Raw genomic sequence first — 16,561 nt, 5'->3', positions numbered from 1 at the left:
CCCTTTACGACACCGACTGACCGACCCCAAGAAGGACCATCGATGACCGACAACACTTCCACGATCCGCAAAGCCGTGTTCCCCGTGGCAGGCCTGGGCACCCGCTTCCTGCCCGCCACCAAGGCATCCCCCAAGGAAATGCTCCCCGTGGTGGACAAGCCCCTGATCCAGTACGCGGTCGAAGAAGCCTATTCCGCCGGCATCCGCCACATGATCTTCGTGACCGGCCGCAGCAAGCGGGCCATCGAAGACCATTACGACACCGCCTACGAGCTGGAAAACGAACTCGAAGCCGCCGGCAAGAACGACCTGCTGCAGCTGGTGCGCTCGGTCGCCCCCAGCGACATGGACTGCGCCTTCGTGCGCCAACCCCGCTCGCTGGGCCTGGGCCACGCCGTGCTGTGCGCCGAGCCGCTGGTCGGCCGCGAGCCCTTCGCCGTGCTTTTGGCCGATGACCTGATGGTCGGCCTGCCCGGCGGCCAGCCCGTGCTGGCGCAGATGGCCACCGCGTTCCGCAAGCAGGGCCGCTCGCTGCTGGCCGTGCAAGAAGTGCCCGCCGACCAGGTGCGCCGCTACGGCATCGTGGCCGGCGAGCCCGCCGGCGGCCCGCTGATCCGCATCGACCGCATCGTGGAAAAGCCCGCACCGGAAGACGCCCCCTCGCGCATGGGCGTGGCCGGCCGCTACATCCTCACGCCCGGCGTGTTCGACGAGATCCGCAACCAGCCCCAGGGCGTGGGCGGCGAGATCCAGCTGACCGATGCCATCGCCCGCCTCATGGCGCGCGAGGCCGTGTACGCCTTCCGCTACGAAGGCAAGCGCTACGACTGCGGCAGCAAGGAAGGCTTTCTGGAAGCGACGGTGGAACTGGCGCTGCAGCACCCTCAGGTGGGTGCCGCCTTCCGCGAATACCTCAAGACCGTGGAGATCTGAAACAGGCGCGGGGCCCGGTGCGGCCCTGCACTGAGGGCACTGCGAACACAAATTGGCCCGGTCACCGCTGCGTCGGCGCGGTGCCGGGCCGGATCAGCTCCTGAGACGGAAAGGCCGCCCTGCTGGCGCTCAGCGCCGGCGCAGCAGGTGGATGAATTCGTCGCCCACCGTCTGCTGCTCGACCAGCTCGTTGCCCGTCTGCTTGGCGAAGGCCTGGAAGTCCCGCAGCGAACCGTTGTCGGTGGAGACCACCTTGAGCAACTGGCCGCTCACCATGTCGGCCAGGGCCTTCTTGGCCTTGAGAATGGGCAGCGGGCAATTGAGACCGCGGGTGTCGATTTCCTTGTGGATGTCCATCACATGCTTCCTGGGCGAATGAGCCCCATTCTAAGCAGCGGAAGGGGCTGCGCCGCTGTGGAACAGATCCACGAATTCGGGTTCGATGCCTTGGGTTCGCAGCCAATCCGCCAGCGCGTAGCCGGTGCCGGCCGGCCAGCACTTCACGGCCTCCGGCGCCAGCAGGCGGTAGTCCACCAGTTCGGGCGACAGCCGCACCTCGCCGTGCGCCACCGCGTGGTAGGCGATGATGACCTGGTTCATGCGCTGGAAGTCGTACACGCCGATGAGCGCCAGCGCGCTCACATCGAGGTTCGTCTCTTCCTTGATCTCGCGCGTGATGCCCTCCTGGGGCGTCTCGCCCGCCTCCATGAAGCCCGTGATCAGCGCGTACTGCTTGCCCGCCCAGGCCGCATTGCGCGCCAGCAGCACCTGCCCGTCGCGCACCACCACCGCCGCCAGCACGGGCGTGGGGTTGTTCCAGTGCGTCCAGCCGCAGGCCGGGCAGCGCAGGCGCTCCACATCACCACCATCCTCGGCCACCGTGATGCGCGCCAGGGGCGTGGCGCAGTGGGTGCAGAAACGGGTTTCGTACATAGGCGCTACATTTTCAATAGCAGACAAGGCAATGGATACCCCGGCATGCGGCCTTTTTGAGCCTGAAAGCCGGTGCGGCGCCCCATCCAAGGTATCCCAGCGGCTGGCTCACGCCGGGAACACGCCCGTGGACAGGTAGCGGTCGCCCCGGTCGCAGACCACGAAGACGATGGTCGCATTCGATTCGCGCCGCGCGATCTCCTGCGCGGCCCAGCAGGCGCCCGCCGCCGAGATGCCGGCAAAGATGCCCTCTTCACGCGCCATGCGCCGGCACATGTCCTCGGCGTCGTCCTGGCCCACGTTGATCGTTTCGTTCACCGCGCTCGGGTCGTAGATCTTGGGCAGGTATTCCTGCGGCCATTTGCGGATGCCGGGGATGCGCGAGCCTTCCTTGGGCTGTGCGCCGATGATCTGGATGGCGGGGTTCTTTTCCTTCAGGAAACGCGACACGCCCGTGATGGTGCCCGTGGTGCCCATGGCGCTCACAAAGTGGGTGATGCGCCCTTCGGTCTGCTCCCACAGCTCGGGGCCCGTGGTCTCGTAATGGATGCGCGGGTTGTCGGGGTTGGCGAACTGGTCCAGCACCACGCCCTTGCCCTGCTTGACCATGGTCTCGGCCAGATCGCGGGCGTATTCCATGCCGCCGCTCTTGGGGGTGAGGATCAGCTCGGCGCCGAAGGCCTTCATGGTCTGCGCGCGCTCCACCGACAGGTCTTCCGGCATCACCAGCACCATGCGATAGCCCTTGATGGCCGCGGCCATGGCGAGCGCGATGCCCGTGTTGCCCGAGGTGGCCTCGATCAGCGTGTCGCCCGGCTGGATGTCTCCGCGCTCCTGCGCCCGGCGGATCATCGACAGCGCAGGCCGGTCCTTGACCGACCCGGCCGGATTGTTGCCCTCCAGCTTGCCCAGCACCACGGTGCCGCGCTCTGCGTTCTCTTGCGCGCCGATGCGCTGCAGCGCGACCAAGGGGGTGTGTCCAATCGCGTCTTCGATGGTGGGATAGGTCTTCATAGCGCGCTACTGTGCCATAATTCGCGGCTTCGATCTTCGCGTCGCCCGGGTGGTGGAATTGGTAGACGCAGGGGACTCAAAATCCCCCGCCGCAAGGCGTGCCGGTTCGATTCCGGCCCCGGGCACCATGGCTTTCTTGCCATGAATGCACAGCAGCTTGTTCCTTGCTGCATCTTGCACACTCTGAATGAATGGCCCGCCTTCGCGGGCTTTTTGCTTTCCGCAGTCCGGTGCTCTCGACAGTGCAAAGCCATGCACGGTGCTTCTATCCGCGACTCAAAACAAAAAGCCCCGATGCGTCGCCGCATTAGGGCTTTTCAAGCGCAGAGGCGAAACGCCTCCGCAGGCATTACTTCACGGCATCCTTGATGTTCTCTTTGGCGTCGCCGTAGTTCTTCTGGGTGGTGCCCTCGACCTGCTTGGCAACGCCCTTGGCTTGCTGCTCGGGGCTGTTGATCAGCTCGCCGGTCTTTTGTTGAACCTTGCCTGCCACGTCCTTCAATGCGCCCTTGACTTGATCGGTATTCATGGTGATTCCTTTCGGTGAGGTAAGTGCAAAACAAAATGGCTTTGCATGACCTGAAGGCTAAGACTCGATCCGCAGGGCCCGCGCGGGCCGAAACCATCCGTTGGCGTCAGCAACTGCCTACACAAGAAAAAACCCGCAGCGCGGGTGGCGTGCGGGTCGGCAGATTTCGAAAGCAGTTTTCAATTAAAACTGGATCGCGGCACTGATTGTTCGATGCAGTACCGGGCTCAAGCGGCTGAATGGCTCATTTGGTCCACTTGCGCTGCACCTTGGGTTTGACCCGGATGTCCACGGCCTTGCGCACTTCGGGGCGTCCGGTTTCCGCATTGGTGTCCACCACATCTTCGAGGGCGATCTTCTCCACCTCGGAGTCCGTCTGTTCTTCCAGCTTCTCGAGCACGGCACCCACGCGCTTTTCCGCGTCCGACACCTCCCGCTCGGTGCCGCCGCGATTCATCGGAGGCTCCCTGCGGCGCTGCCGCTCGCGAACTGCACATGCGGTGGTTCATCCGCCTGTTCAGGCGGGGGCGCGGGCACATCGGGCTCGACGGGCAGGTCGGCCTTGCCAGGGGCGGGAGGGTGGGAGGCCATGGAAGGTCAGGAGGTGATGGTGGAGGGGTGGGTGGGGGCAGTGCCGGGTGCCGGCGTCGGGATGCGAACCGAGATGCTCTGTTTCCTGCAGCTCAGAGACCGCTCATGACCGATGCGGCCAGGTAGGCGATTCCGAGGCTGGAAAACAGCATGAATCCGGCGAGGACAGTCAGAGTTTCTTTCATATGTTCAATCCTTCAATAGGAACAGACCATCGGAAGCAAGCTATGACTGGCATCCACGACGCTGGGGGCACAAAAGAGGGCGAGAAGGATCTCCTCGCTTCAGCAGGTGGCTTTGGTGCGTCCGCCGCCGGACTTCCTGCCACCACCGGAATCCTTGTTCACCGTGGCCCAGGCCCGGCGTTCGGCCTCTGGCTTGCTGAGACCGCGGTGTTCATAACTGTCTTCGATGTGTTCGGCTTGGCGTTTTTGCTTGTCTGTGTACGCCGACTTGTCACCTCTTGGCATGGCTGCTCCTCGGATGGGTTTGTCGTGCCGCTTGGAGTTCAACACGCCATGAAGCAGCACAGGCGATACCTTAAAACCGCCTCCTGCGGGTCGTCTGTAGGACGAAGGCGGTTGAAAGGCGTGCCTTGCCTCGGCCTGGCCATCAAAAAACCCGGCGGCCCCTCCATGGCTGGAGGGGCTGCGCCGGGCGTGGACACCGGCGTGGGCCGGGTCAGGCAGGGGGAACGACGGGCCTTCAGCTCTCCTGTCGGCGGATCAGTTGGCGGCCGGTATCGGTGATGGCCAGATCGCCGGCCTGATTCTTGGCCACGTAGCCGCGTTCGTAGAGCCGTCCCGACAGGTGGTGCGTGAGCGCCTCGGGCACGCTGATGGCACGGCCCAGCTCCAGTTGCTTGAGCGCTTCGAGCTCATCCACCGTGGGGTCGAAATGCGGTGCGTGATAAACGGTTCCCATGAAGCTTTCTCCTTGTTGGTTGCACAGACGCTGCAGTCCTCGGGCCCATGGCCTTGCGCTTGAGCTGCAGCTGACCCAAAGGGTAGCCGCGCCGCCACCCGCACGCAATCGGCCGGCGGCACGGAAGGCACCCGGGGGCTCAACTCGCGGCCATGTCCTGCAACCAATCGGCGAAGGCGGCCAGCACGGGCGGCTGCGGCTGCGCTGGGGTGATGAGGTAGTAGGCGCGTTCGCCGCGCAGGGGCCGCTCGCAGGCCAGCACCAGTTCACCCCGGGCCCGCTCGGCCTCGATCAGCAGCGGAGGCATGAGCGCGACGCCCAGCCCGTGCGAAGCGGCCACGGCCAGCATGGAGAACAACTCGTAGCGCGGCCCGTCGAGCGCGCGCGGCGCCTGCACGTCCATGGCCTCGAACCATTGCCGCCATCCGTAGGGGCGCGTGGTCTGCTGCAGCAGCGGCAGGCTCGCCAGCGCCTGGGGTTCGAGCGGCTGCCCGCCGGGCAACAGGCGCGGGCTGCACACGGGCACCACGTCTTCCTGCAAGAGCCGCAGGGCCTGCGTGCCCGGCCAGTTGCTGACCTGCTCGGGCGTGCCGGCATACAGCGCGGCGTCGAATCCGGTGTCGGCGAACAGGAAGGGCCGCGTGCGCGTCTCGATGTGCACGACGATGTCCGGATGCGCCTGGGCCAGCAGGGGCAGGCGCGGGATCAGCCAGCGCGTGGCGAAGGTGGGCACGGCGGCCAGCGCGATCGACCCGCCCTGCCCCTGGTGCGCCATCACGTCCAGCGTGTCGCGCTCCAGCCCCTGCAGCCAGCGGCCCACCTGCCGCGCGTAATGGGTGCCCGCCGGGGTGAGTGCCACGCCGTGCCGCGTGCGGCGAAACAGCGCCACGCCCAGGAAATCCTCCAGCGCCATGATCTGCCGCGACACGGCGCCCTGGGTGAGCGCCAGTTCCTGGGCCGCGCGGGTGTAGCTTTCATGGCGGGCCGCAGCCTCGAAGCAGGCCAGGGACTGGGTGGAGGGCAAGGTTCGGCGCATGGCGCGATTGTGCCGAAACCCGCACCCGACTGGCTATTCAGATATGAATTGATCGCATGTCTGGATGCAGCATCCTCGCTTGCACCGCACGATCCATGCGCCTACCATCGCACCAACCCGGCCACCCATGCGCTTTTCGCACACCGGAGCCGATCCGAACCCACCTTCCCCGGAGACCCCCCCATGGCCCACGCCGCCTTCCAATGGAGCGACCCGTTCCTGCTCGACCAGCAACTGACCGACGACGAGCGCATGGTTCGCGACGCCGCCGCCGCCTTCTGCCAGGACAAGCTCGCCCCGCGCGTGCTGGAGCAGTTCCGCCATGAAAAGACCGACATCGCCATCTTCCGCGAGATGGGCGAAGTGGGCCTGCTGGGCCCCACCATTCCCGAGCAGTACGGCGGCCCCGGCCTGAACTACGTGGCCTACGGCGTCATCGCCCGCGAGGTCGAGCGCGTGGACTCGGGCTACCGCTCGATGGCCAGCGTGCAAAGCTCCCTCGTGATGGTGCCGATCCACGAGTTCGGCACCGAGGCGCAAAAACAGAAGTACCTGCCCAAGCTGGCCAGCGGCGAGTGGATCGGCTGCTTCGGCCTGACCGAGCCCGACCACGGCTCCGACCCGGGCAGCATGGCATCGCGCGCCAAGAAGGTACCGGGCGGCTATTCGCTGTCGGGCGCCAAGATGTGGATCACCAACAGCCCCATCGCCGATGTGTTCGTGGTCTGGGCCAAGGAAGTGTCCGAGGCCGGCGCGGTCGGCCCGATCCGCGGGTTCGTGCTCGAAAAGGGCATGAAGGGCCTGAGCGCCCCGGCCATCCACGGCAAGGTGGGCCTGCGCGCCAGCATCACCGGCGAGATCGTGATGGACGAAGTATTCGTGCCCGAGGAAAACGCCTTCCCTGAAGTGCAGGGCCTCAAAGGCCCCTTCACCTGTCTGAACAGCGCCCGCTACGGCATCGCCTGGGGCGCCCTGGGCGCGGCGGAATTCTGCTGGCACACCGCGCGCCAGTACACGCTGGACCGCAAGCAGTTCGGCCGGCCCCTGGCGGCCAACCAGCTCATCCAGAAGAAGCTGGCCGACATGCAGACCGAGATCGCCATCGGCCTGCAGGCCTGCCTGCGCCTGGGCCGCATGAAGGACGACGGCACCGCCTCGGTCGAGGCCACGTCCATCATCAAGCGCAACAGCTGCGGCAAGGCGCTGGACATCGCCCGCATGGCGCGCGACATGATGGGCGGCAACGGCATCAGCGACGAGTTCGGCGTGGCGCGCCACCTGGTGAACCTGGAAGTGGTCAACACCTACGAAGGCACGCACGATGTGCACGCGCTGATCCTGGGCCGGGCCCAGACCGGCATCGCTGCCTTCGCGAACTGAACCGGCGGACCGACCCACGCGCCCCGGCCTGGACCGCCAGGGCGGGCGCTGCCGGGCGGTTCATGGCCTTTCAGACCTCCAGCACAATCAGTACTAGGGCGTATTGCTACTTTTTTCATAGCAAAGCGATTTCTGCATGACCACGACCCCCCAAGCCCCGGCGGGCGCCCTCGCCGGCATCCGCGTGCTCGATCTGTCCCGCGTGCTCGCCGGCCCCTGGTGCACCCAGGTGCTGGCCGATCTGGGGGCGGACGTGGTCAAGGTGGAGCGCCCCGGCGTGGGCGACGACACGCGCCACTGGGGCCCGCCGTTCCTGAAGGACGACGCGGGCAACGACACGGCACAGGCCGCCTACTTCACGGCCTGCAACCGCAACAAGCGCTCGGTCACCATCGACATGGCCACGCCCGATGGGCAGGCGCTGATCCGCCAGATGGCCCAGCAGGCCGACGTGGTGGTGGAGAACTTCAAGGTCGGCGGCTTGCGGCAGTACGGGCTGGACCACGCCAGCCTGCGCGCGGCCAACCCGCGACTCATCTATTGTTCGGTGACCGGCTTCGGCCAGGACGGGCCTTATGCCGAGCGCGCCGGCTACGACCTCATGATCCAGGCCATGACGGGCCTGATGAGCATCACCGGCCGGGCCGACGGCGAGCCCGGCGCCGGCCCGCTGCGCGTGGGCGTGGCCGTGATCGACCTGTTCACCGGGCTGTACGCCAGCAACGCCATCCTGGCCGCGCTTCACGTGCGCGAGCGCACCGGCGAAGGCCAGCACATCGACATGGCGCTGCTGGACGTGGGCATGGCCGTGCTCGCCAACCAGGCCTCGGGCTTCCTGGCCACCGGGCAGGCGCCGACCCGCCAGGGCAATACGCACCCCAGCCTCGTGCCCTACCAGGACTTTCCCACCGCCGACGGCGCCATGCTGCTGGCCATCGGCAACGACGGGCAGTTCGCGCGGTTCTGCGCGGCGGCCGGCCGGCCGGAATGGGCGCAGGACGCCCGGTTCGCCACCAACCCGCTGCGGGTCAAGCACCGGGCGGAGCTGGTCCCCGCCCTGCAGGAGGTCACCCGCACCCGCACCACGGCCGACTGGATCGCCCTGCTGCAGGACAAGGCCGTGCCCTGCGGCCCGGTCAACACGCTGGCCGAGGCGTTCGACGACCCGCAGGTGCAGGCCCGGGGCCTGCGCGTGGAGCAGGCCCGGTGGCCGCAGGGCGAGCCCGGCGACGGCATCGGCCGCATCGCCGGGGTGGCCAGCCCGCTGCGGCTGTCGGCCACGCCGCCGGTGCTGCACCGGGCGCCGCCGGCCCTGGGGCAGCACACCGACGAGGTGCTGGCGGGCCTGGGGCTGGACGCCGAACGCATTGCGCAACTGCGCGCGGCGAACGTGGTTTAGCCCGTCCCAGGCCGATGGCATCGGCCTCCCCCGAAAAAGCCTTGCCTTCGCGCAAGGCTTTTTTCATGGCGCGCTCCGCTGGGTGGAAAGTTAAAAATGATTTTTATGATAAAAATGATATTTCAATACACTCCATCCATCCGATAGTCCAGGGCGCTCCTCACGAAGGGGTGCCCTCCCACTCCCTCAGGGATCTTCCGATGAAGCTCAGCCGAAAACTCCCGCTCGTTTTTACATTGGCCCTCTTGCTGCTCTTCGCCGCTGCGCTGTTCGGCCTTGGCCGGCTGAACACGGCCCTGACCACGTACCAGACCACGGTCTCCACCCATACCCAGCAAGAGCGGATGGCCGCCGACGTGCTGGGCGACTTCCGGGTCCAGGTACAGGAGTGGAAAAACACACTGCTGCGGGGCAAGGACGATGCGCAGCTGTCGCGCTATTGGGCTGCCTTCGCGAAAAGCGAAGGGGCCGTGCAAGCCCAGGCGCGCAAGCTGCTGGGCGACTTGCCCGCGGGCGATGCGCGTGAGCGGGTGGGCCAGTTCCTGACGGCACACGAACGCATGGGGGTGGCCTACCGCAAAGGGTTCGAAACATTCAAGGCATCGGGCCGGGACCCGGCCGCGGGCGATCAAGCCGTGCAGGGAATGGACCGGGAACCGGCGCAACTGCTGGAGCAGACGGGCGACCTGATCAGCAAAGCCAGCGCGGCCGTGTCCCTGGAGGCTGCGACGGCGGCGCGCCAGGCCAACTGGATCAGCCTGACCGTGATGCTGGTCGTGTGCGGGGCCAGCGTCTTCGGCGCGGTGCTGTTCAGCCGCACCGTCACGCAACCGCTGGGCAACGCGGTGCGCATTTCGGAAGCCGTGGCCTCCGGCGACCTGACCCAGGCCACCCACACCCGCGGACAGGATGAAATCGCCCAGTTGCTGAACGCACTCCATGCGATGCAGACCAGCCTGTCTCAGGTGGTGAGCAAAGTGCGCGATAACGCAGACAGCGTGGCGAGCGCCAGCAGCGAGATCGCGCAGGGCAACAACGACCTTTCGGCCCGCACCGAGCAGCAGGCCAGCGCCCTGGAGGAAACCTCGGCCTCCATGGAGGAACTCAGCTCCACAGTGACGGCCAACGCGGAAAACGCCCGGCAGGCCAACCAGTTGGCCCTGAACGCATCGACCGTGGCCTCCAAGGGCGGCGATGTGGTGTCGGAAGTGGTGAGCACCATGCGCGGCATCAACGACAGCAGCCGCAAGATCGCCGACATCGTGGGTGTCATCGACGGCATCGCCTTCCAGACGAACATCCTGGCATTGAACGCCGCCGTGGAAGCAGCGCGGGCCGGCGAGCAAGGGCGCGGCTTCGCGGTGGTGGCCAGCGAGGTGCGCCAATTGGCCCAGCGCAGCGCCGAGGCCGCCAAGGAAATCAAGACCCTGATCCATGCCAGCGTCACGCGCATGCAGCAGGGATCGGTGCTGGCCGACGAGGCGGGCACCACGATGGGCGAGGTGGTCGCCTCGATCCGGCGCGTCACCGACATCGTGGCCGAGATCAGCGCCGCCAGCAGCGAACAAAGCGCCGGCGTGTCCCAGGTGGGCGAGGCCGTCATGCAGATGGATCAGGCCACCCAGCAGAACGCCGCGCTGGTGGAACAGAGCGCCGCGGCGGCGGACAGCCTGAAGCAGCAGGCGCAGCAACTGGTACAGGCCGTGGCGGTCTTCCGCTTGCGCCCCCACGGCGATCCCTCGGGCTCCCGGCCGGGGGGCACCTTGAAGGCCGCGTGAGCTGTGAGCCCGGAAGGACTCCAGGCTATGGAGCCCCCGCCTGATACCCATTGCCGCTCTCGCTGGCAAGAAGATTGCGTCGCACTCCCTCGAATCGGAGCGCGGGCGCAACACGGGAAAATATTAGGACCGGGCCTACACCATCACGCTCTAAAATTTGTAAACACGCGTATCCAATGCGAAGGAGGCAGCGATGAAGGCAGTGCAGCAGGAAATTGACGAGCGGACCAACCTCACCGGAACCAACAAATTCGAGTTGCTGCTCTTTCGGTTGGGCATCGACGAAAACCTGGGCAAGTCCGAGCTGTTCGGCATCAACGTCTTCAAGATCCGCGAGATCGTGGCGATGCCCAGCATCACGCCCATCGCCGGCGCCACGCCGCACTCGCTGGGCGTGGTCAATCTGCGCGGTCAGATCATTCCGGTGCTCGACCTGCCCTCCATCGTCGGCTGCAAGCCGCAGACCGGACTGAACATCATGCTGGTGACCGAATATGCGCGCACCACGCAAGCCTTCGCCGTGGAATCGGTGGAAGACATCGTGCGCCTGGACTGGAAGCAGGTGCTCTCCGCCGAAGCCAGCGGCACCGGCGGCCAATTGGTGACCAGCATCGCCCGGCTGGACGGCAACACCGACGGCTCCCGCCTGGCGCAGGTGCTGGACGTGGAAGCCATCTTGCAGATGGTCTCGCCGTCCGATGAGCACAAGGTCGATCCCGAGAAGGTCGGCCCCCGCCTCAAACTCAAGCCCGGCACCATGATCCTGGCCGCCGACGATTCGTTCGTGGCCCGCTCGCTCATCGAGAAGGAACTGCAGGCCCTGCACGCACCTTACGAAATGACCAAGTCGGGCAAGGAAGCGTGGGACCGGCTGAACGCCATCGCCCGCGCCGCCGAGGCCGATGGCAAGACCGCCGCCGACCGCGTCGCGCTGGTGCTGACCGACCTGGAAATGCCCGAGATGGACGGCTTCACGCTCACCCGCAACATCAAGCAGGACGCGCGCCTGAACAAGATTCCGGTGGTCATCCACTCCTCGCTGTCGGGCTCGGCCAACGAGGACCATGTGCGCAGCGTGGGGGCCGATGGCTACGTGGCGAAGTTCGTCGCGGAAGACCTGGCCGAGACCATGCGCCGCGTGCTGCCCAAGTAAGTCAATCAATCCAGCCCTCACGGCGCCGCAGGGGCCTCGCCGCCGCTCAGCGCGGCCTCGGGTAGCCGTTCTCCACCCAGGCCGCTGCGCTGGCGCTGGTGAGCACGAAGCCGGGCGACACGCCCACGCGGGCCAGCAGTTCGTCGTCCAGCGCCGAATGCGCGCTCAGCGTCGCGGTGGGATGCTCATCGTCCGGCTCGATGGCCAGCGACACGCGCACGCGCTCGTCCCGCACGGTGACCGTGACGCTCTTGTTCAACTGGGCATGCAGTTGCTGCTCATGGCGGCGCAGCACCTCCGACGCGGTCTTGACCAGCGTGTGGAACGCCGAGACATCCAGCGGCTTGGGATTCTTCTTGTCACGCCCCATGGTCCAGGGGCCGACCAGCGCGGGCTCGGACTCTCCCCGCAGCGTCATCTCGACGGCCCAGCCGTCGTCGTCTTCGTTCTTGACGACGCGCGCGGTCCAGCGCTCGTCGCTCCACAGGCGGGGTTCCTGCACGGGGGTGGATTCTGAGTCTTCGGTCATGTCGTCCAAGTTGGGGCCTTCGGCCGCATTCAGCCCGTCCGAAAGCAAAGCCGCAGAGTGTAGAGCGGGACGCGTGGCAAACCGCCGGCGGCGCAGCCCATATCCATCCACCGACCAGGCCGTCGCATAGACTGCCCGGATGATCCTGGAAACCGCTCCGCTCACCATCCGCCCCGGGCAGAACGCCGCCTTCGAGCAGGCCTTCGCCGAGGCGCAGGGCCTCATTGCCGGCATGCCCGGATACCTTTCGCACGAACTGCACCACTGCGTGGAGCGCCCGCAGGAATACCTGCTGCTGGTGCGCTGGACCACGGTCGAGGCGCACGAACAAGGCTTTCGGCAGTCGCCGCAATACCAGGCGTGGAAGTCGCTGCTGCACGGCTTCTACGATCCGTTCCCGACCGTGCTGCATTACGCCCCCGTGGCCGGCCTGCAAAATGCCTCTGCCGCGCCCCGCCCCGCCGCCATGTGAAGACGGGGCAAAGCCTGACAATGGCGCCCGCGCAAGGTCAACCAAAATGGTCATCAGCGCGTCACACACGGGCGCGGCGTGTCGCCTGACCGCCGCCGTCACCCATCGGCCGCCAGACGATCCCTGCAGCGCGGCCACCAGCCAGCGAGGCCTTTCCATGTTCCACCCCGCCCTCCGAATCCTTGCCGCCGGCACCCTGGCCGTGCTGGCCACGGGCTGCGCGGTGCCCGGCGACCCGTACTACGAGTCCGCCTATCCGTCCGCCAACTATCCGGCAGCGCCGTCCTATCCCTACCCGGCCAACGGCTCGACGTCGATCACGGTGTACGAACAGCCCGCCTACGGCTACAGCCGGCCCGCCTACCCCGTCTATGTGCCCACGCCGGTGCCCGCGTATGGCTGGGACCGCCGTGACGATCGCCGGGACGACTGGCGTGAACGGCAGATGCGCGAAGACCGCGAGCGCGCCTGGCGCGACCGCCGGGACCGCGAGGCCCGGGAAGCGCGCGACGCCGACCGCCGCCGCGACCGGGACCGGGACGGCCAGCGTGCGGATGCCGACCGGCGCCGTGCCGAGATGGACCGCCAGCGCGCCGAGCTGGACCGCCAGCGTCGCGAACAGGCCGACCGCCAGCGTGGCGAAGACCGCCGCCCGCCGGGCGCGCAAGACCAGCGGCCGGCACCGGGCTGGCGCCTGGAGCAAAATCCCCAGAACCGGCCCTGACCGCCCGGCCCCACCGACCTGAACCGACCGATCGTCCACGGGAAACGGCCATGATCCAGCGCCCTGCCTTCCTAGCCCCTCGCTCTGCCGCATGGCGCCTCGGCGCCGCGCTGGCGGTGGCGGCGTGCGCTGCAGCCCCCTTGGCCACCCATGCCCAGGTGATGCGCTGCACCGACCCCGCCTCCGGCAAGGTCACCTACACCGACGGTGCCTGCGACAAAGGCACGGCCGCACGCGAGGTCGAGGCCCGCAAGAGCCGCGAGGAAATCGAGGAGGAGCGGGCCCAGGCCCTGCAGGCGTTGCAGCTCAAGCAGCAACGCCAGCAGATCGAGCGCCAGGAAGCCCAGCAGGAGGCACGCCAGGACCGCGAGCGCGCCGCCGCGCGGGCCCCGGCCGATCCGTCCAGATCGCCCGAATGCGCCCGCTCGCGCCGCAACCTCGACCGGGTGGCCAACGAATCGGGCGGGGGCAACTACGACGGCCAGGCCCGCCTGACGGCCGCCCAGCGCCAGATGGACCTCGACTGCCTCGGCCCGCAGGGCTATGCGGAGATCGAGCGGTCACGCAGTTACAGCGGCGGCAGTGGCGACTACTATGCGCCTCCCGCCGTCGTGGTGCTGCCGCCCCGGCGCCCGGTGGTGGTCCAGCCGGCGCTCCCGGTGCCCTCCGCCCCGATTTCGCACTGCAACGTGTTCCGCTGCTACGACCAGCAAGGGAACGTTCACCCGCGCTGATGCGTGCGGGTGGGCGCGTCAGGTCGCGCGCAGGCCCTGGGCCACGGTCGGGTAGCGCAGCATCACGCGCAGTTCCTTGCGCAGCCGCGTGGCATCCAGCCGGCGGGACTCGCCCATGAAGCTCAGCAGCGGTGCGGGCAACTGCGCCTTCGCATCGCTGCGCGCGATGCGCGGCGGGCGCGGTAACCCGTACAGATCCGCGGCCAGATCGAAGTAATCGCCCATCTTGATGTCGCTCGCATCGCTCACGTGGTACACGCGCTGCGGCTGGCCGCGCCACAGGGCCGCCACGCAGGCGCGGGCCAGGTCGTCGGCATGGATGTGGTTGGTGTAGACGTCGTCCTCGGGCAGCAGCACCGGGGTACCACGGCGCAGGCGGGCTTCAGGCGTACCGCCTTCCCGGTCGGGCGCATAGATACCGGGAATGCGCAGGATGCTGGCGCGCACGGCGCTGCGGCCCAGGTGGCGCACGGCACGCTCGGCATTCACCCGCCGTTGCGCGCGGGACGTGGCGGGCGCGACGGGACGCGCCTCGGTCACCCACGCGCCGCCGCAATCGCCATACACCCCGCTGGTCGAGCCGTACACCAGCGCGCGCGGCAAGCTGCGCAGGCGCAGCGCCCGCGCCAGGGCGACCGTGCGGCCGTCATACCCTTTGGCGGCACTGGGCGCATCGCCCGGCGGGGGTGCCAGGTGCAGAACGCGGGTGGCCAGGCCGGACAGCCGGCGCAGGCTGGGCGCATCGTCCAGGTTGCCCGGCAGGGGCGTGATGCCGGCGGCGCGCAGCGGCGCCATGCGTTCAGGACTGGAAGTCAGGGCCAGCACCCGGGGCCGGGGCCCGCCGGCCGATGCGCCCAGCTCCCTGGCGGCCCGCAGCCCCACGTCGCCACAGCCGATGATGAGCACGCGCTGGCGGCGAAAGCGCGCCGGCAGGGCCCCGAGGGGGCTTTGGTTTGAGGGCAAAATCGGATCCGTTTGGCGAGAAGAACCTCCAAGGATACCCACTCCATGACCCCCGCAGAGACGGCCCAAGCCGCCCACCAGATCACTGTACAGCCCAGCGGCCGGGCATTTGCTGCCCAGCCCGGCGAATCCATTCTGGCCGCCGCCATCCGCAGCGGCGTGGGCCTGCCCTACGGCTGCAAGGACGGGGCCTGCGGCTCGTGCAAGTGCAAGAAGCTCAGCGGCTCCGTGGCCCACGGCGAGCATCAGTCCAAGGCCCTGAGCGCGGCCGAGGCCGACGCGGGCTTCGTGCTCACCTGCTGCGCCCAGCCGCTGACCGACGTGGTGCTCGAATCGCGCCAGGTGACCGATGAAAGCGCCTACCCCATCAAGAAGCTGCCGGTGCGCGTTTCCACGCTCACGCGGGTGTCGCACGACGTCATGCAGGTGCGCCTGCAGTTGCCCGCGGCGGACACGTTCCGCTACCACGCCGGCCAGTACATCGAATTCATCCTGCGTGACGGCGCGCGCCGCGCGTACTCCATGGCCAACGCGCCCCACACGCAGGCCGACGCGCCGGGGCTGGAACTGCACATCCGCCACATGGCGGGCGGACGCTTCACCGACCACGTGTTCGGCGCCATGAAGGAAAAGGAAATCCTGCGCGTGGAAGGCCCCTTCGGCAGCTTCTTCCTGCGCGAGGACAGCCCAAAGCCCATCATCCTGCTGGCCTCGGGCACCGGGTTCGCCCCGATCAAGGCGCTGCTCGAACACATTCAGGCCAAGCGCATCGAGCGCCCGGTCACGCTCTACTGGGGTGGCCGCCGTCCCGGCGATCTGTACATGGATGGCTGGGTGCGCGAGCGCATGGCCACGATGCCCCAGCTGGCCTATGTGCCCGTGGTGTCCCATGCCTTGCCGGAAGACGCCTGGGCGGGCCGCACGGGCTTCGTGCACCAGGCGGTGATGGACGACCATGCCGACCTGTCGGGCCACCAGGTCTATGCCTGCGGCGCCCCCATCGTGGTCGATACGGCACGGGTGGTGTACAGCGCGGAGCGCCAGCTCCCCCCCGATGAGTTCTACGCGGATGCCTTTACATCCGAGGCCGACAAGCACGGGGCGAGCGAGCCTTCCGCCCAACCCTCCGGAGCCACCTCAGGCTGACGCGGTCCGGGCGCCAGCTTGCAGCAAGGAGCGCGCTCCCGTTGCGCGGCCTTCAGCGGCGCCAGCCCGGCCGGCCGTAATAGCCGCGCCCATAGCCGCCCCGGCCATAGACGCCGAAGAAGCCGATGGTCGGCGCCACCACCACGGGCGGCGGCGCCACGTACACGGATTCGGTCTGGTAGTAGCCCGGCCCGCCGTAATAGCCGGACCCGGCGTAGTAGCCCGGGCCGACCGGGGCCACGACGCAGCCGGTGAGCAGGCTGGTGGCCACCGAAGCGGCGGCGAGGGTGATGAGGCGGATGGACATGGTGGCTCCTTGGTGC

Annotated in this window: 20 protein-coding genes and 1 tRNA gene; 10 read left to right on the top strand and 11 right to left on the bottom strand. The window is 67.8% G+C overall.

Features of this window, described 5'->3' with window-relative positions:
- Nucleotides 1–42 precede the first annotated feature (42 nt).
- The gene (gene galU / locus AVKW3434_RS11230) at nucleotides 43–933 is read left to right on the top strand and encodes a UTP--glucose-1-phosphate uridylyltransferase GalU (RefSeq protein WP_284405905.1); all 891 of its coding nucleotides are present in this window, start codon (nucleotides 43–45) and stop codon (nucleotides 931–933) included.
- A 129-nt stretch (nucleotides 934–1,062) separates the two neighbouring features.
- Here the strand turns inward: galU and AVKW3434_RS11225 are convergent, their stop codons facing one another.
- The 3 genes from AVKW3434_RS11225 to cysM all read right to left on the bottom strand — a co-directional run bounded on the left by AVKW3434_RS11225 (nucleotide 1,063) and on the right by cysM (nucleotide 2,880).
- Nucleotides 1,063–1,290, bottom strand: a complete 228-nt coding sequence (locus AVKW3434_RS11225; protein ID WP_272548545.1) for a sulfurtransferase TusA family protein — start codon at nucleotides 1,288–1,290, stop codon at nucleotides 1,063–1,065.
- Between the two features lie 30 nt (nucleotides 1,291–1,320).
- On the bottom strand, nucleotides 1,321–1,866 hold the full coding sequence (locus AVKW3434_RS11220) for an NUDIX hydrolase (RefSeq protein WP_284405904.1): 546 nt from the start codon (nucleotides 1,864–1,866) through the stop codon (nucleotides 1,321–1,323).
- 108 nt (nucleotides 1,867–1,974) lie between these two features.
- On the bottom strand, nucleotides 1,975–2,880 hold the full coding sequence (gene cysM, locus AVKW3434_RS11215) for a cysteine synthase CysM (protein ID WP_284405903.1): 906 nt from the start codon (nucleotides 2,878–2,880) through the stop codon (nucleotides 1,975–1,977).
- A 43-nt stretch (nucleotides 2,881–2,923) separates the two neighbouring features.
- Here cysM and AVKW3434_RS11210 point away from each other — a divergent pair.
- A tRNA-Leu gene (locus tag AVKW3434_RS11210) sits at nucleotides 2,924–3,008 on the top strand.
- Between the two features lie 221 nt (nucleotides 3,009–3,229).
- On the opposite strand, the gene AVKW3434_RS11205 is transcribed toward AVKW3434_RS11210, so the two are convergent.
- From AVKW3434_RS11205 to AVKW3434_RS11185, 5 genes are all read right to left on the bottom strand, one after another.
- Nucleotides 3,230–3,409, bottom strand: coding sequence for a CsbD family protein (locus tag AVKW3434_RS11205; RefSeq protein ID WP_284405902.1), 180 nt, complete (start codon nucleotides 3,407–3,409; stop codon nucleotides 3,230–3,232).
- Nucleotides 3,410–3,653: 244 nt separating this feature from the next.
- Nucleotides 3,654–3,866, bottom strand: a complete 213-nt coding sequence (locus tag AVKW3434_RS11200) for a hypothetical protein (RefSeq protein ID WP_272564447.1) — start codon at nucleotides 3,864–3,866, stop codon at nucleotides 3,654–3,656.
- Nucleotides 3,867–4,284: 418 nt separating this feature from the next.
- Nucleotides 4,285–4,470: a hypothetical protein gene (locus tag AVKW3434_RS11195; protein ID WP_284405901.1), complete on the bottom strand. Its 186-nt coding sequence runs from the start codon at nucleotides 4,468–4,470 to the stop codon at nucleotides 4,285–4,287.
- 235 nt (nucleotides 4,471–4,705) lie between these two features.
- Nucleotides 4,706–4,924 carry a hypothetical protein gene (locus AVKW3434_RS11190; RefSeq protein WP_284405900.1) on the bottom strand — a complete coding sequence of 73 codons (219 nt, stop codon included), beginning with the start codon at nucleotides 4,922–4,924 and terminating at the stop codon, nucleotides 4,706–4,708.
- Nucleotides 4,925–5,063: 139 nt separating this feature from the next.
- The gene (locus AVKW3434_RS11185; RefSeq protein ID WP_284405899.1) at nucleotides 5,064–5,960 is read right to left on the bottom strand and encodes a LysR substrate-binding domain-containing protein; all 897 of its coding nucleotides are present in this window, start codon (nucleotides 5,958–5,960) and stop codon (nucleotides 5,064–5,066) included.
- A 183-nt stretch (nucleotides 5,961–6,143) separates the two neighbouring features.
- On the opposite strand from AVKW3434_RS11185, the gene AVKW3434_RS11180 reads away from it, so the two are divergent.
- From AVKW3434_RS11180 to AVKW3434_RS11165, 4 genes are all read left to right on the top strand, one after another.
- Nucleotides 6,144–7,340, top strand: coding sequence for an acyl-CoA dehydrogenase (locus AVKW3434_RS11180; RefSeq protein WP_284405898.1), 1,197 nt, complete (start codon nucleotides 6,144–6,146; stop codon nucleotides 7,338–7,340).
- 136 nt (nucleotides 7,341–7,476) lie between these two features.
- Nucleotides 7,477–8,739 (top strand): CaiB/BaiF CoA transferase family protein, encoded by a 1,263-nt coding sequence (locus AVKW3434_RS11175; RefSeq protein ID WP_284405897.1) that lies wholly within the window; start codon nucleotides 7,477–7,479, stop codon nucleotides 8,737–8,739.
- A 200-nt stretch (nucleotides 8,740–8,939) separates the two neighbouring features.
- Nucleotides 8,940–10,517 carry a methyl-accepting chemotaxis protein gene (locus AVKW3434_RS11170; protein WP_272564453.1) on the top strand — a complete coding sequence of 526 codons (1,578 nt, stop codon included), beginning with the start codon at nucleotides 8,940–8,942 and terminating at the stop codon, nucleotides 10,515–10,517.
- Between the two features lie 193 nt (nucleotides 10,518–10,710).
- Entirely contained in the window at nucleotides 10,711–11,670 is a 960-nt protein-coding gene (locus tag AVKW3434_RS11165; RefSeq protein ID WP_272564454.1) for a chemotaxis protein, read from the top strand.
- A 46-nt stretch (nucleotides 11,671–11,716) separates the two neighbouring features.
- On the opposite strand, the gene AVKW3434_RS11160 is transcribed toward AVKW3434_RS11165, so the two are convergent.
- Nucleotides 11,717–12,199 (bottom strand): hypothetical protein, encoded by a 483-nt coding sequence (locus AVKW3434_RS11160; protein WP_284405896.1) that lies wholly within the window; start codon nucleotides 12,197–12,199, stop codon nucleotides 11,717–11,719.
- Nucleotides 12,200–12,338: 139 nt separating this feature from the next.
- On the opposite strand from AVKW3434_RS11160, the gene AVKW3434_RS11155 reads away from it, so the two are divergent.
- The 3 genes from AVKW3434_RS11155 (at nucleotide 12,339) to AVKW3434_RS11145 (ending at nucleotide 14,129) form a co-directional block, all read left to right on the top strand.
- Nucleotides 12,339–12,671 (top strand): antibiotic biosynthesis monooxygenase family protein, encoded by a 333-nt coding sequence (locus tag AVKW3434_RS11155; RefSeq protein ID WP_284405895.1) that lies wholly within the window; start codon nucleotides 12,339–12,341, stop codon nucleotides 12,669–12,671.
- A gap of 157 nt (nucleotides 12,672–12,828) precedes the next feature.
- Complete coding sequence (locus AVKW3434_RS11150) at nucleotides 12,829–13,395, top strand: hypothetical protein (protein WP_284405894.1); 567 nt, start codon at nucleotides 12,829–12,831, stop codon at nucleotides 13,393–13,395.
- Between the two features lie 50 nt (nucleotides 13,396–13,445).
- Complete coding sequence (locus tag AVKW3434_RS11145) at nucleotides 13,446–14,129, top strand: DUF4124 domain-containing protein (protein WP_284405893.1); 684 nt, start codon at nucleotides 13,446–13,448, stop codon at nucleotides 14,127–14,129.
- 18 nt (nucleotides 14,130–14,147) lie between these two features.
- Here the strand turns inward: AVKW3434_RS11145 and AVKW3434_RS11140 are convergent, their stop codons facing one another.
- Entirely contained in the window at nucleotides 14,148–15,092 is a 945-nt protein-coding gene (locus AVKW3434_RS11140; protein WP_284405892.1) for an NAD-dependent epimerase/dehydratase family protein, read from the bottom strand.
- Between the two features lie 45 nt (nucleotides 15,093–15,137).
- Between AVKW3434_RS11140 and AVKW3434_RS11135 the strand changes: the two genes are divergently transcribed.
- Nucleotides 15,138–16,238: a CDP-6-deoxy-delta-3,4-glucoseen reductase gene (locus AVKW3434_RS11135; protein ID WP_284405891.1), complete on the top strand. Its 1,101-nt coding sequence runs from the start codon at nucleotides 15,138–15,140 to the stop codon at nucleotides 16,236–16,238.
- Nucleotides 16,239–16,290: 52 nt separating this feature from the next.
- On the opposite strand, the gene AVKW3434_RS11130 is transcribed toward AVKW3434_RS11135, so the two are convergent.
- Nucleotides 16,291–16,545, bottom strand: coding sequence for a hypothetical protein (locus AVKW3434_RS11130; protein ID WP_284394909.1), 255 nt, complete (start codon nucleotides 16,543–16,545; stop codon nucleotides 16,291–16,293).
- Nucleotides 16,546–16,561 lie beyond the last annotated feature (16 nt).

It is taken from the genome of Acidovorax sp. SUPP3434 (assembly GCF_030159015.1).
In the GTDB taxonomy this organism is placed as follows: domain Bacteria; phylum Pseudomonadota; class Gammaproteobacteria; order Burkholderiales; family Burkholderiaceae_C; genus Paracidovorax.
This window is presented reverse-complemented; position numbering and strand designations above follow the sequence as displayed.